Source organism: Sporosarcina sp. FSL K6-3457 (assembly GCF_038007285.1).
Classification (GTDB): Bacteria; Bacillota; Bacilli; order Bacillales_A; family Planococcaceae; genus Sporosarcina.
In genome coordinates, this window is the sequence record NZ_JBBOWX010000001.1 from 3,913,289 (window position 1) to 3,927,607 (window position 14,319).

10 protein-coding genes are annotated in these 14,319 nt (G+C 40.7%); 2 read left to right on the forward strand and 8 right to left on the reverse strand.

All coding sequences use genetic code 11. The features are described from left to right. Window positions 1–36 precede the first annotated feature (36 nt). Complete coding sequence (locus tag N1I80_RS18940) at window positions 37–1,905, reverse strand: tetratricopeptide repeat protein (RefSeq protein WP_340739389.1); 1,869 nt, start codon at window positions 1,903–1,905, stop codon at window positions 37–39. Between the two features lie 815 nt (window positions 1,906–2,720). Beyond that, on the reverse strand, window positions 2,721–4,229 hold the full coding sequence (locus N1I80_RS18945) for a DHA2 family efflux MFS transporter permease subunit (protein ID WP_340739390.1): 1,509 nt from the start codon (window positions 4,227–4,229) through the stop codon (window positions 2,721–2,723). A 213-nt stretch (window positions 4,230–4,442) separates the two neighbouring features. Here N1I80_RS18945 and N1I80_RS18950 point away from each other — a divergent pair, with 213 nt between their 5' ends. Continuing rightward, the gene (locus N1I80_RS18950; protein ID WP_340739391.1) at window positions 4,443–5,342 is read left to right on the forward strand and encodes a TetR/AcrR family transcriptional regulator; all 900 of its coding nucleotides are present in this window, start codon (window positions 4,443–4,445) and stop codon (window positions 5,340–5,342) included. A gap of 73 nt (window positions 5,343–5,415) precedes the next feature. Continuing rightward, window positions 5,416–6,216 carry a TIGR00266 family protein gene (locus N1I80_RS18955; RefSeq protein WP_340739392.1) on the forward strand — a complete coding sequence of 267 codons (801 nt, stop codon included), beginning with the start codon at window positions 5,416–5,418 and terminating at the stop codon, window positions 6,214–6,216. 139 nt (window positions 6,217–6,355) lie between these two features. Here N1I80_RS18955 and N1I80_RS18960 read toward each other — a convergent pair whose 3' ends face one another. The 6 genes from N1I80_RS18960 to N1I80_RS18985 form a co-directional block, all read right to left on the reverse strand. Further along, the gene (locus N1I80_RS18960; RefSeq protein ID WP_340739393.1) at window positions 6,356–7,114 is read right to left on the reverse strand and encodes an SDR family NAD(P)-dependent oxidoreductase; all 759 of its coding nucleotides are present in this window, start codon (window positions 7,112–7,114) and stop codon (window positions 6,356–6,358) included. 13 nt (window positions 7,115–7,127) lie between these two features. Further along, on the reverse strand, window positions 7,128–9,338 hold the full coding sequence (locus N1I80_RS18965; RefSeq protein ID WP_340739394.1) for a dihydroxy-acid dehydratase domain-containing protein: 2,211 nt from the start codon (window positions 9,336–9,338) through the stop codon (window positions 7,128–7,130). Window positions 9,339–9,386: 48 nt separating this feature from the next. Then, window positions 9,387–10,802 (reverse strand): GntP family permease, encoded by a 1,416-nt coding sequence (locus N1I80_RS18970; RefSeq protein WP_340739395.1) that lies wholly within the window; start codon window positions 10,800–10,802, stop codon window positions 9,387–9,389. A gap of 35 nt (window positions 10,803–10,837) precedes the next feature. After that, entirely contained in the window at window positions 10,838–11,848 is a 1,011-nt protein-coding gene (gene dmpG / locus N1I80_RS18975) for a 4-hydroxy-2-oxovalerate aldolase (protein ID WP_340739396.1), read from the reverse strand. Then, window positions 11,845–12,732, reverse strand: a complete 888-nt coding sequence (locus tag N1I80_RS18980; RefSeq protein ID WP_340739397.1) for an acetaldehyde dehydrogenase (acetylating) — start codon at window positions 12,730–12,732, stop codon at window positions 11,845–11,847. Before N1I80_RS18980 ends, dmpG begins: the two co-directional genes overlap by 4 nt. A 638-nt stretch (window positions 12,733–13,370) precedes the next feature. Beyond that, a complete protein-coding gene (locus tag N1I80_RS18985) occupies window positions 13,371–14,132 on the reverse strand; it encodes an IclR family transcriptional regulator (protein ID WP_340739398.1) in 762 nt (253 codons plus the stop codon). Between the last annotated feature and the right edge of the window lie 187 nt (window positions 14,133–14,319).

The window sequence follows — 14,319 nt, forward strand, 5'->3', positions numbered from 1 at the left end:
AAAAAACCTTAGACAGTTGTCCAAGGCTTGAGTCATTTATAATAAAAACCAAATATATAGCGCTTCTTCAATAGAGCCCGGTAAAATGTCCATTTGCTTTGCAAACGGTAATTTAGGCAATTCTTCTTCAATCATTGATTCAATAAACGGGTTTACCTCAATCGCTTCTGCAAGCAGCTTCAGCGATTTTTGCGTTGTCCTATTTCCTCGTTCCATTTCTAATAGCCATTTCAAATATAAATACGGTGCCTCATAAAATGACCGTTCCTCATATTGTTCCAACAGAGCAGATGCCGAAGCATAATTACCATCATGGATAAATGAAGCAATCGCTGGATAACGTGCACCTTGGTGATCATCTGGATTCATACGAAGTAATTGTTGAAATAATTTTGCCGCTTCACCATGACGCCCAGCTTCAAAAAGCCAAATCCCATAGGCAAAAACCGCGCGCATATAAGGTCTATTTGTCACAAGCCCCCATGGAATTTCTGGCTCATCATCATATTGACCTTCGCCTAATCGGATAGCTGTTCGATAGAATTCCTCGGCCTCTTTCTCTAAATCTGTCAATTCAGCCTGCAATAAAACAGCATCCACATTTTTCGGATCGGTGGCATATGCCAATTTTGCTAAACGCATTTTTGCTCCATCGTCTTGCGCCTCATAGGCATCGTAAGCCGTCGCTTGTGCTTTTTGCTTCTTGCCTTTCGGTATAAACCGGTCGTTCATCGTCGCATTCATATAAGCCTGGAATTCTTCAAACGACTCGAAATCGATGTCAGCGGTTTTACAATACGTTTCCCAATTGACACGCTCCGTTATCCGCGGATTGGTTCCAATTGAGTAAGAGATTAAGGGACCAGCATCCATATCCTCCATTACACTTTCAGCGATTTCCGTCAAAATTTCCTCTAACATATCCATATGTTTCATTATCGAACTAACCGAAACGCCGAATAGCTCCGCAATCTCCGTCTGCGCATACTCATATGGTCCAAGTATCCCAAAATCATGCATTGCTTTAAATATAGCTGCGGCAATAACTTCCGGCTTTCTAAATGTCGGTTTCTTTGTTAACAGGTAGCCAATCGTAATCATCTGGCCAACTTCAACAACTTGTGGTGGTGAATCAAGTTCCTCCAATTGCTCCACTAAAATCGTAACCACTTCTTTTTGTTGCAGGGTCAGCTCACTTTGCGCTAAATCATCAACAGAAGCTACATCTCGTTCCACAATCGCTTTATAGATGTCAATCATATGTTTTTTAAAGAATTCATAGCTACTCACTTGCCCACTCGTTTCAGCCATCGACTCGATTTGCTGGACAAACGCTCCGTCACGATCCTCAATAAATATCAGTTCACCCGGGAAGTAAAGTCCATTCTCACGCTGTCTGCTATCTGGTAATATAACACCAAAGGCAAGAAGGTTTTCTTCCACTTGTATATCTTCTGTGTCAATAGTATACATACCATGCCCTAATACTTCTTCGACAAGAAAATAATCTTCGTAAATCATTGTCGTTTTCCCAAATAGCACAATTGGGTTTTTCCATAATTCCAGTACAGCACGTGTCGCGGATCGAATCGGACCGTTAAGTGTTTTCAACAAATAGCGGTTCCATTGCTCACGTCGCAAAACAAACACAAAGTATTCTGCAACAAAGGCTTCAATTTCTTCCAACAACATATATTTACTAAGCTTGCTCTTCCACTCCCTATCAATGCGCTCTAACTCCATAGCATCCGCATAATTTCCAAGTGCGCTGTCGTAATAACCAATGAGCACACGTTCCAGCTCTTCGTCGACTAGCTGATCATTGGACAATTCATTTTTTAATGCACAGCATTTTTTATATTTCTTCCCGCTTCCGCATAGGCAGGGATCATTGCGCCCAATCATGTACTTCACGTCCTTTTTATTTTTACTATACCAAAAACAAACAAACTCCGCAGGGGAAAATTAGCCCATGCGGACACGCCTATTGATTTACCAAAAAGTAATTTACTCAAACACTAGGTACTCAGTGTATAGTAGCTTTGGTTCGCTTTAGATTGAACGACTTCTATACGATTACCAAGCTATGTTTTATGTCTAGGGATGCGACTTCGCCGCATCCCTAGACATATTTTCGGTAATTGTATGGTGGTCGTTCATCCATCGCTCTCCAAAAACACTAATACACAAAGTGCTACTGCTTTTAGGGAAGAAAGAATAGCTGGCTTGTTACGTGGATAAAAGCCGCCAAAGATACAATTTTGGCAGCTGAAGCTTTTACTATGGTCCTTCCCACTGTTATTTTAGGAAGTGGCACATTCTTATAAGACTTGCTAAAAGTAAAGTGAGAGCACCTTATACAAAGTGCAAGAGTGCCCGAAATTGCATCTTCGGGCACTTACACTCCCTATAGAAAGTCATCTATTCTTTTCTTTCCAAGCAACTGCTTTTTTCACTTGAACGTTGTAGGTACGCGACAGGCAACTATTCATAACAAGATGACCGAAAAAGGGATGGCTAGAAATGACGAAGTCGTTTCTAGCCATCCCTGCTCCCGGGGGAGGAAGGAACTGCAATTCCTCCTCGGTAATGATGTCTTGAATATTTCGCCGAAAGCGAACCGGAAATGATCTAGTGAAAAAGGTGGTTTTTAAGCCTTTACTTACCTGTGATCTATGCAATGAAATGGTTAATCAACAGACGTGCCATGCGGAGTTTGTTTAGCTTTTATTTTCCTGCGGTTTATCAAACGACATATCATTCTTCGGCGGTGTAACCCGTTTCACAAAGAATGTTAAAACCAAGGCGATAATTGCCACGATTGTCGATATAAAGAACGAGAAGTTAATACCATCCAGCATTGCTTGCGCTTCAATCTGTTCCTTTAATAGCGCAAGCCCTTCAGCAGTCGTTGGAGCATTTCCAGATGCTTGAGCTTCAGCAAATAGTCCAGCTCCCGTTGACTCCATCCGCTTCGTCATAATCGTTAACAAAATTGCAGATCCGATAGCGCCCGACACTTGTTGCAATGTATTATTCATAGCCGTTCCATGTGGATTTGAAATCATCGGCAGCTGATTTAATCCATTCGTCATAATCGGCATCATAACCATAGAAATCCCAAACATGCGGACTGTGTAAATCATCATAAGATAATAATAACCCGATTCCATACCCAGTCTACTCAAAAAGTATGTTGAAACAGTTGTAATGATAAGACCAACAACCGCCAAAATCTTCGGACCATATTTATCAAATAAGCGACCTGTAATCGGCGACATAAGCCCCATAATAATCGCACCTGGCAGCATAAGAATACCAGAGTGGAATGGTGAAATACCACGTATCGTCTGAACATAAAGTGGTGTCAGAATCATACCTGAAAACATTGCGATCGATAAAACAATCGAAATCGCTGACGATAGAGCAAACATCGGATGTTTGTAAATTTTGAAATCCAACATTGGGTCATTCATCCGCAGTTGACGCACAATAAAGGTTATAAGTGCGATGGCACCAATAATGATTGTTCCATAAACAATCGGCGCATCCCATCCTTTATCACCCGCTGAGCTGAACCCGTAAAGTAGACCACCAAAACCAACACTCGATAAAACAAGTGAAAAGACATCTAGTTTCACATCACGATTCGGTGTAATATTACGCAATTTAAAGAAAGCGTAAAGGAGTGTCAGAATGGCAAACGGTAAAACGATACCGAAAAGCGTACGCCAAGTGTAATGTTCAATAATCCAGCCTGATAACGTTGGACCAATCGCCGGTGCCGTAATCATAACGAGACCAAAGATTCCCATCGCAGTTCCTCGACGCTCAATCGGAAATGCCGTCAGCATAACGTTCATAAGTAGTGGCATCATCATCGCGGATCCTACAGCTTGAATCATTCGAGCAGCCACCAACACCCCAAATGACGGTGCAAGCATGGCAAGTAGTGTTCCTAATGTGAACGACATCATAGCCGTTAAGAATAGGCCACGATTCGTAAATTTCTGAATGAAGAATGCACTTGCCGGTATTAAAATACCGTTGATAAGCATATACCCTGTCGTCAACCATTGGACGACAGATGGTTTGACGTCGAACTCAACCATAATTGTTGGCAATGCAATGTTCAATAATGTGTTATTCAATAAAGCGACAAATGCGCCTATAAACAAAATCGCTATCATGCCATAAGGCGGTTTGTCATGCATTTTTTTAATGTCCATCTAACTTCCCCCATTTATTACTTTACGTATAGAATTTGTACTCTCGGTACACCCTGTTGAACAGTTTATACCTACAGTCCAATTTTAGCAACTAACGTAATCGCTTTCAATCAAAAATATATTATTTCATTGATATAAAAGCCTTAGTGAGCTACGATATGATTAGACTAGCAGTATAACTTTGATAGCCAATCACAAGAAAAAGGTGATTTTATGAATAATCGTAAACGCCAAGTTTTATTAGTTGCTCGACGCCTTTTTGCAGAAAAAGGATTTACAGCGACATCTGTACAAGATATTTTAGATGAGTCCCAAATCTCCAAAGGAACTTTTTATAATTATTTCACATCAAAAAATGAATGCCTCATGGCCATGTTAGAATACGCTCACGAAGAAGCTACCATTAAAAGAAGAGAACTGTTAATTGGCCAAGACATTCAGGATAAGAATATATTGGCTAAACAAATTGTCGTTCGCATGCACATCAATCGTGAGCACAATCTGCTGCCGATTTACGAGTCCGTTTTCAACTCGGGCGACAAGGTTTTGAAATCCTTCATCATTAAGCATCATTTCATGGAGATTTCCTGGCTGACTGAAAGATTGGTGGATGTTTACGGGGAAGAGGCACAATCGTATGCACCCGACTGTGCCGTGATTCTCATGGGCATGATGCAGCATCTCATTCACTTTTGGAATGCCAGTTCAAAAGTGAAAATCGATATTCAGCAACTTGCGCAGTTTACAACAAGACGAATTGACGCCATTATTACCGATATGATGGCAACAAATGACACATTACTCGGAGCAAGTTTGTTCGATAATTTACAGTCTACAAACGAGACGAAGGTTGATAGCAAAAGTATGGTCATCAAGCAATTGACTCAATTGCTTGACCAGTTTAAAACCGATACCAAACCGAGTGAAGTTCAGTACACACAATTTCTATTGGATGAAATTCATTCAGCACAACCTCGCATATTCATTTTAGAAACGGTCACTCGTTCTTTCCATGAGACATTCAGCAATACACACTTTGAATCGGAAGCACGTGAAATCGTTACATACTTATGGAGCTATATTGATACGTTAAAAAAAGATGAGCTAGGCTGATTCAACTTGAAACTTTTTCCGTTAGTGAACGTATGGTTAATTAACAATAAAAATAGAGGAGGAATCAGATTACATGAACAATCACGAAATCGATTACAAGCTATACGGGGATGACATGCAATTCGTAGAAATCGAGCTCGACCCACAAGAAACAGTTGTGGCAGAAGCAGGAGCCCTTATGATGATGGTGGACGGCATCAAGATGGAAACGATTTTCGGAGATGGTTCTAAATCATCTGGTGCTGGTGGATTCATGGGTAAACTGATGGGTGCTGGGAAACGGGTATTGACTGGAGAAAGTCTATTTATGACTACATTCACCAACGATGGCGTTGGGAAAAAGCATGTCTACTTCGCCTCACCTTATCCCGGAAAAATCATTCCGATGGATTTGAGCCAATATAACGGCAAAATCATCTGTCAAAAAGATGCTTTCCTCGCCGCGGCGAAGGGCGTTTCCATTGGAATTGAATTTCAGCGTAAAATCGGTGCTGGTTTCTTTGGCGGAGAAGGCTTCATCATGCAAAAACTTGAGGGTGACGGCATGGCATTCGTCCATGCTGGTGGCACGATTATCGAATACAAGCTCGATCCTGGTGAAGTATTACGTGTCGATACAGGGTGTCTCGTCGCGATGACACAGGAGGTTGATTACGATATCGAAATGGTGAAAGGTGTAAAAACAGCATTATTTGGCGGCGAGGGATTATTTTTCGCTACGCTAAAAGGGCCGGGAACTGTATGGATTCAGTCATTGCCATTCTCTCGACTCGCTAGCCGCGTATTTGCAGCTGCACCACAAACACCGGGCGGAGGCTCGCGTGATGAAGGAAGTATTGCAGGTGGATTGTTTAATTTGCTTGGTGGAAAATAATTAGAAACCCATTATGGTTCAACCAGATTGGCGATATATTTGTCCAAAAATAATAAACCATCCCTTCTCTTCAAATGGGATGGTTTGTTATTTCCAGAATCTATACTATGAATAATTAAGATTTTGTCAATATGAGTGATTAAGGGTTTTGAACGCAAAACTTTCCTCCTGAAACTTCAATGAATGTCCCAGTAATATAAGAAGCTTGATCCGAGCAAAGAAATAATACCGCATTCGCAACTTCTTCACTTGTGCCGATACGTTTAATGGCCAATTGACTGATTAGCGCGTTGTTCTTAGCTTCAATTACTTTTTCCGTCATGTTCGTTTGAATTACACCGGGGATATAGCCATTCACCCGGATGTTCTCCACGGCCAGTTCCGCAGCCAAAGTCTTCGTTAAACTCTGTACACCTGCCTTTGATGCCGCATAAACACCGCTTCCCGCCGAAGGCATAACAGCCGCAAATGAGGAAGCATTGATAATGACCCCTCCCCCACGTTTTACAATTTTTTGCTGAGCGATCATTGAGCCCAAGTAAACGGATTTGAGATTGATGTTTATAGTCTCATCCCACACACTTTCAGGCGTGTCGATAACTGCATATTGTGGATAAACTCCCGCATTATTAATCCAAATATCAATTCCGCCAAATCGGTCCTCGACCTGATCCGCAAACTGTGAAAGCTGTATTCGAGACGTTACATCAACAGCTTTCGCATATCCTTCACAATTTTCTTCAGTCCACTTTTCCAATAAGTTATCTATTTTTCGTTGATTACGACCACAAACTGCCACTTTTGCATTACTTTCAAGAAATTTTTCTGCAATCGCTAAACCTATTCCGCTTGTACCGCCAGTAACCACGACCGTTTTACCGCTAAAATCGATGTTCATTGGCCATCTCCTTTTAAATCAAAGATTGATTTTTTTCAACTCGCTCAGGGAATATCACATCTTTTTTATAATCCAATTCCGCCTCTTCTGCCACAATCTTCGGCACCACTCCATGCGCCGCATCCGTATGTCCAACAATCCGATTACTTGCTGCGACTAAACGTTGGCGCTGATTGATCAATTGAAGCCGCTCGTCAGCTAATGCTTTTCGACTTGTACGAATTTCGTCGAATGAGAATTCCAGTAACCCTTTGTTAAATTGTCGTGAATCAATGAAGTTAATTTGGTTGGCCCTTAAATCCAGGTATAACAAATCACCAGTCTCTAAATACAAAATGCCACCGCCTTCTTTAGCTTCCGGTGTCATATGGCCAATCGCCGCGCCATACGAAACACCTGAGTAACGGCCATCACTAATGAGAGCTGCCAGGCGCTGAAGCTTGCGATTCGCATTAATATGTTGCATCGGTGTAAACATCTCAGGCATGCCAAATGCAATCGGCCCTTGTCCTGCGATAATAACCGCAATCTTCATAATATATTTGTTCACCATCACATCAAATAATTCATCGTATACAAGATCTTTATTTTCCTCAAACTGATCTGGAGCATTTTCTTTTAACATCGATTGTAAATTCTCATAGCTAAAGCTTCTTTCTTTTTTTAGATTAGGAAGTAATTCTGCATCTAATAGACCTTTATTCGCTTCCTCTTCATTTGCATAGTAAAGGACAAATGAAGCTTTTTTGTCAAATTGATTCAATTGCTGTGTGGGCATTCCGCTAATCTTTACGACTGCGCTTTCAAAAAAGTTGCCCGTTAGTACATCTACGCCACTAAATGCTCTACGTGGATTCGATAAAATAATTGGATTATCGGTTACATTATCTGCCGATAAACTGTCTTCATCCTGTAGTCTCGTTCTCCATGTTTCACCAGTAACCGTTGGAGCATCTACATCCATCGGCACTCCATTCTGCAAAAGTTCATAGAATAGCGATTCCATTCCTTGACTATCTCCATCACAACATTGCATGGCAAGTGCAAAAATATCACGCCCCTCTGTCAAACTATAGTTGAATAGATCTGGAATTGGATGGGAATGGTGTATTTCATCTAAATCCCAAAGACTGAACGTATAACCGCCGTATTGCATTGCTGCGACAATATGCATCATTAGATTAGTTGAACCACCTGATGCACTATGGATACGGATTGCATTCTTAATATTTGTAGCTACAACATTAGAGACACCAAAAACAGGGTCATTAATCATGTTGGCTAAACTATCAACAGCTTCATTTACTTGGACTTGATTCGGAGCACTCGTTAGCAATTCAAGAGTTGGATGAACAAGTCCCATCCCCGCTACTAAATGGCGGGAACTATTTCCTGTTCCATTAAATGCACAAACTCCACCACTACCATCACATGTTGCGACAGCCAGACGTTTCTCGTAATCTTTATGCGTTTCCTTGGATACGATTCCTCTCTCTGTTGCACGTTGAAGCACGCCTTGGAAAGCTGTGTTCGAAGAACATTGTAAAATGTAATCCATCGCATCCTTTAAATCATCCGCAATATCTGGTGCACCTGAATCTGTTGCTTTTTGTGCAAGCTGATTCAATTCAATCATTAGATCTTCAGGTATGGTCCCACCTTGTAATACATGAGCCGGTGCAAATGTTGCAAAGAACGGTGCTTCTCCCCGATATTGACGAAGGCGGTCCAGATGCGCAAGCGCACTGACAACGCCCAATGGTTGTTTATCGCAACCTTGAATAACAAATGCACCATGATAACTATGCGCTTCCAATTGGTTTACAACCATTTGAGCAACTGCATTCCGACTTTGCAGGGAATAACTCATCCCTTGATTATTCTGCGCAGTACCATCACACATAACTGGCGTTGAGAAATAGAATGGAACTCCGCCATTTTGCCATATACGGATAGCTGCATGGGAAGATGTCTTATAATCCATAATGTGTGCAGGATGATCCGATGATCCACCAATGATAGCAATCCTCGGAGCATTTTCTTCCAACCGATTATAGATTTCCTCTAATGACCAGTCGGGTGCTCCTCCATCGTATTCCGCACCTAATATTAACTTTGCACGATCCAATAATCCCGCAACCGTAATCGGTTCGTTCGCTTTTCCCATGACATTATCTCGATAAGGATTCACAGAGTTTGTTATGTTAGGAAATTTAAATGACATAGTTTAAAACCTCTTTTCTTATAGTATAGAACCTTCAGTCAATAACAATCACAAAACACCAAGACTGCCAAAGAGAAGCAATGTTAGAAGGGCAACAACCGATCCAACAAATGTTGGTATCGTTACATATTTCAATCCTTGTTTCGTCGACAGATTATAAAATTGTGACATAATCCAAAATCCACTATTATTCAGGTGATTTAATGTTAAGGAACCTGCACCAATCGCCAGTACCGCGAGTTCAGGCGATAATCCAAGAATTGGCATCATTGGCGTTACAATAGCTGCTGCTGTCAACGCAGCCATTGTCATTGAGCCTACAGCAGTCATTAGTACAGCTGCAATGAGGTAAGGTATTAAAATTGGTAAAATATTTGTTTCAGCAATACTTGTTGCAACTTCATGAACAGCGGGATTTTCCTTAATAATACTTCCTAACGCTCCGCTCATCCCTGTAATTAATAATGGCAAAATCGCAACTACCAATCCACGTTCAACCCATTTATTCCATAAAATCTGCGTGAAAGGGGTCTCATTTGTAGTTTCATGGTCATTCTCAATTGCCGATTTATAAACATTTTGTTTGTAAAGAAAAGCAAGTGCGATAGCAATCAATACGCCTAAAAATAGTGCTACAGTTTTGTCCCCAATCACCGTTAATAGACCATGCATAATCGTACCTTCGGCCATGTATACATTTGCGAAAGATGCAGATGCAATGAATACAACGGGTAGCATAATCGGTAGTATCGCAAAGTAAAATGGCGGCAAGGACCTTTTACCTTTTTGTGTTAATTGAGCTTCTGTTTCCTCATCTGAAGAACCTAAAAACTTCGCCAACGGGGATATTCTTTCTTTTTCCGTCCAATTACGTAACAAAAACCATGTTACAAAAAACGCAATAAAACTAACAATTATCCCCCAGAAAATCACAAACCCTAAATCAGCTTCCATCGATAAAGAAATTGCTAATATTCCTGGCGTCGGCGGAACAAGTCCATGCGTTAAAAACAAAGCAAGTCCTGTAAAAGATGCCATTGTCGCCATAGAAATCTTCTTTAAATGGGCAATTTTGGATGCAATCGGCGCAAGTAAAATCATCGTGACATCGCCAAAAACAGGGATTGATACGACGAATGCTGTTAATGCAGGAGCAAGTTCCATCCGTTTCCCACGAAACAGTCTATTAAAAGATTGTGAAATAGAATCCGAAGCCTCAATATCTTGAATTCCCATCGCTAAGACGGTTCCCAAGATAATCGTTAATGCCACAGAAGTCATTGTACCGCCAAAGCCGCTGTTAATTAATCCAATTGTCTTCAAAATCGGATAACCAAAGCCAATACCCATTCCCGTCGCTGTTATGAACAACGCCATAACAGGATGGATTTTCCACTTTAATATCATTAATATCAGGAATGCAATACTAATCGCTAGTACTACAATAAATTGAGTAGTTCCCATTTCCCCATCTCCCCCAGTACATTTTTTATAAATTTTTACATTTTTCTTTTAGCCAAGTCTGAAGCAACATCCAAAATCATATCTTCTTGTCCACCGACTACCTTTCTTTTCCCCAACTCGATCAAAATATCCCGTGGATCTAAACCAAACCGCTTCGCTGCACGCTCTGAATGAATTAAAAAGCTTGAATAGACACCAGAATACCCCAATGCTAAACTTCCTTTGTCTACAATTTGTGGCCTTTTCATGATGGGTGTCACGACATTCTCAGCAAGATCCATCATCTTATAAATATCGATACCTGGGTTTTTCCCCATTAAATCCAATACCGCTGTTAGGACCTCCGTTTGTGTATTGCCCGCACCTGCGCCCAAACCGCAAACACTACTATCAATTCTTGTAGCACCCTCTTCAATCGCAATTAATGTATTAGCAACAGCTAGCGACAAGTTATTATGGGCATGAAAGCCTACTTCACAAGTTAACGACTGGCGGAGTGCTCGAACGCGTTCCCTTACTTGTTCCGGTAAAAGTGCACCCGCAGAATCGGTAATATAGACCGCTTCTGCTCCGTAACTTTCCATGAGCTTTGCTTGCTCAACAAGTTTTTCAACCGAAGCTGTATGAGCCATCATCAGAAAACCTAATGCCTCCATGCCAAATTCTTTTGCTTTAGCAATATGCTGAGCCGAAACATCCGCCTCCGTTACATGTGTAGCTACCCGTACTAATTTTGCCCCTAGTTCATGGGCTTGTTTCAATTCATGAACTGTCCCTATTCCAGGTATAAGTAATACTGCAATTTTCGAAGACTCTGCCGCCGCAACAGCCGTTTCGATTAATTTCATTTCATCCACAAGGGATTGTCCATATTGTAAGGTCGATCCCCCTAATCCATCGCCATGACTTACTTCTATATAATGCATTCCAGTTTCATCCAATGCCCGTACAACCGCGTCAACTTGCTCTTCTGTAAACTGATGCGATACCGAGTGACTTCCATCTCGAAGGGATACCTCCGTCAACTTCACTAACTTCTCCGTCATTCCGTCACCCCTCCTGTTTCACGTAATATTCTTCGCGCTCGCTCTTCTGCCACTTTCACTGCAGCGGCTGTCATAATATCGAGATTTCCGGCATATACTGGGAAATAATCTCCTGCCCCTTCAACTTCTAGCAAAATAGTTACTTTATCTTCATCAAATAGCAATTCTTGTTTTAGACGATAGCCAGGAACATAACTTTGAACGACTTGCAGCATTTCGTTTACCGATTTTGTAATCGCTTCGATATCCATGTTTTTCACTTGGCAATAAACAGTATCCCTCATTAATACCGGTGGCTCTGCCGGATTAATCAAGATGAGTGCTTTGCCTTTATCTGCCCCGCCAACTTCTTCAATTCCCCGTTGAGTCGTAATGGTAAATTCATCAATATTTGCACGTGTTCCAGGTCCTGCGCTTTTACTTGAAATAGTGGCTACAATCTCGGCATAGGTCACATCTGCAACCCGATTTACGGCATGGATCATCGGGATTGTTGCTTGTCCACCACAAGTAATCATATTGATATTTGAAGCTGTATGGTACGTATCACCGTTCACCGCTGGAGAAACTAGGGGACCTACTGCTGCCGGCGTTAAGTCAATGGCAATCTTATTTAACTCCTTTAATACCTCAGCATTTATCAAATGTGCTTTTGCCGAAGTCGCATCAAAAACAATTTCAGCTAAATCAGGGTTGTTCCTGATTGCATCTATCCCACTACTAAATGTATGGTACCCTCTCTCCTGTGCTCTCTTCAACCCATCTGATTGAGGATCAATTCCTATAACTGCCGTTAAATTTAACAATTCACTTCGTTCTAACTTGTACATCAAATCAGTTCCAATATTGCCTGAACCTATGATCGCCACATTTACTTTACTCATTTCTCTACCCCATTTCATTTATAGTAATAATCCTGTTTTTTCATCATCCTTTGCATAACTACGTTTCTTAACACCGTTTTGCTTCTCACGTTTTAAATCTTTGTCTAAAAACAGGATCTCTTGAATGCGCTTTCATTTCCACCGAGGTTACAGCCCATTCTGAACATCTTCTCTAAATAAGCGTGACTGACCTTACAACCCCGTACAGCGAAAGAATAGCACTTCCAACTTGACTAACCACAAGTTCGTCATTGTCGAACCTAGTTCGACTAAGTCGTTCTATAAAATATAAACGAAGCTTTAGCACTCTGTCAATACTAAAAGTAAAATATAATAGAATTTTTATAAAATTAAATTAATCGAATTCTTTTGAACTTCAGCAATAATCATAACTACATAGATCTAACATTTAGACACGACTACGTTATTCTGGCTTAGCTACAATACAAAACCTCATAATTTTCCATACAAAAAAGCTGCACAAGAGGATTCCCTGCACAGCTTGCAACACTTTATTTACTAACATATCACAATATATTTAACCTTCTCCGCACTCTTCAAATCAACTCTAATAACCAAGTTAACTTTAACACTTCACCTTAATTTACTTATCAAATTCTATCCCATGATTGCAGCATTCACTTTTGCAAACCCATTTCCAGTGATATTTTTCTTGCTGCTTCCCTTATGCAATTTTTAGCTATTCCAACTTTCTCTTCAGTAAAACGAAATTTCGGACCTGCTGTGCTGACTGAACCAATCACCCTACCATTAAAATCAAATATGGGTGCTGCTACACAAAATAGCCCCATTTCAATCTCTTCATCATCCGTCGCATACCCACGTTCCTTAATTCTGTCTAATTCTTCGAGAATCTGAGTTTTATCTATAATGGTCTTCTCCGTATATGCTTCCATTTCAGTAGAGAATAGTATCGACTTCTGAGTATCTTTATCCAAATATGCCAGTATTGCTTTTCCTACTCCAGTACAATGCAGCGGGGCTTTTCTACCAACCTGCGAATACATTCTTATTGCGCTACCACTTTCTTGCTTATCTACATAAAAAGCCTCATTATTTTCAAATTTAACTAAATGAACAGTTTCATTCGTTTGGTTAAAAGCCTCTTTTAGATAAGGCGCAGCCTTTTCTTTAATATCAAATCCTTTGCTTACGACACTGCCAAGTTCGAATAAACGAATTCCTAATTTATATTTTTTCGTATCTACACTTTGGACTAGATAACCTCTACTGACTAATGTTTTAATAATTCCATGTACAGTACTTTTAGGTAATTCCATACGCCCACTGACTTCTAAAATCCCTAATTCATCAGTGCCTTGATTAAACATTTCAAGAATTGATAACGCACGCTCTACTGACTGAATTGGCTTGGACATTTTAAAACCTCCAGGAGTTCGACATTGCCGAACTATAATTGACTAATAACAATATAATAGAACACTAAGTTTTTGTCAATTAATGATTGGTGTCGCTCTCTTTTTTAGATCTTTACACTGGATTCGGGCTCGTCATCACCACCATCTCCATAAAAAAAACATGCCACCCATCGATTTCCCGACAGAT

Bases quoted from the DNA above. Each gene is read 5' to 3' on its own strand.
- N1I80_RS18970 (WP_340739395.1), bottom strand. From the start codon at position 10,802: ATGGGAACTACTCAATTTATTGTAGTACTAGCGATTAGTATTGCATTC.
- N1I80_RS18945 (WP_340739390.1), bottom strand. From the start codon at position 4,229: ATGGACATTAAAAAAATGCATGACAAACCGCCTTATGGCATGATAGCG.
- N1I80_RS18950 (WP_340739391.1), top strand. From the start codon at position 4,443: ATGAATAATCGTAAACGCCAAGTTTTATTAGTTGCTCGACGCCTTTTT.
- N1I80_RS18960 (WP_340739393.1), bottom strand. From the start codon at position 7,114: ATGAACATCGATTTTAGCGGTAAAACGGTCGTGGTTACTGGCGGTACA.
- dmpG (WP_340739396.1), bottom strand. From the start codon at position 11,848: ATGACGGAGAAGTTAGTGAAGTTGACGGAGGTATCCCTTCGAGATGGA.
- N1I80_RS18940 (WP_340739389.1), bottom strand. From the start codon at position 1,905: ATGATTGGGCGCAATGATCCCTGCCTATGCGGAAGCGGGAAGAAATAT.
- N1I80_RS18955 (WP_340739392.1), top strand. From the start codon at position 5,416: ATGAACAATCACGAAATCGATTACAAGCTATACGGGGATGACATGCAA.
- N1I80_RS18980 (WP_340739397.1), bottom strand. From the start codon at position 12,732: ATGAGTAAAGTAAATGTGGCGATCATAGGTTCAGGCAATATTGGAACT.
- N1I80_RS18985 (WP_340739398.1), bottom strand. From the start codon at position 14,132: ATGTCCAAGCCAATTCAGTCAGTAGAGCGTGCGTTATCAATTCTTGAA.
- N1I80_RS18965 (WP_340739394.1), bottom strand. From the start codon at position 9,338: ATGTCATTTAAATTTCCTAACATAACAAACTCTGTGAATCCTTATCGA.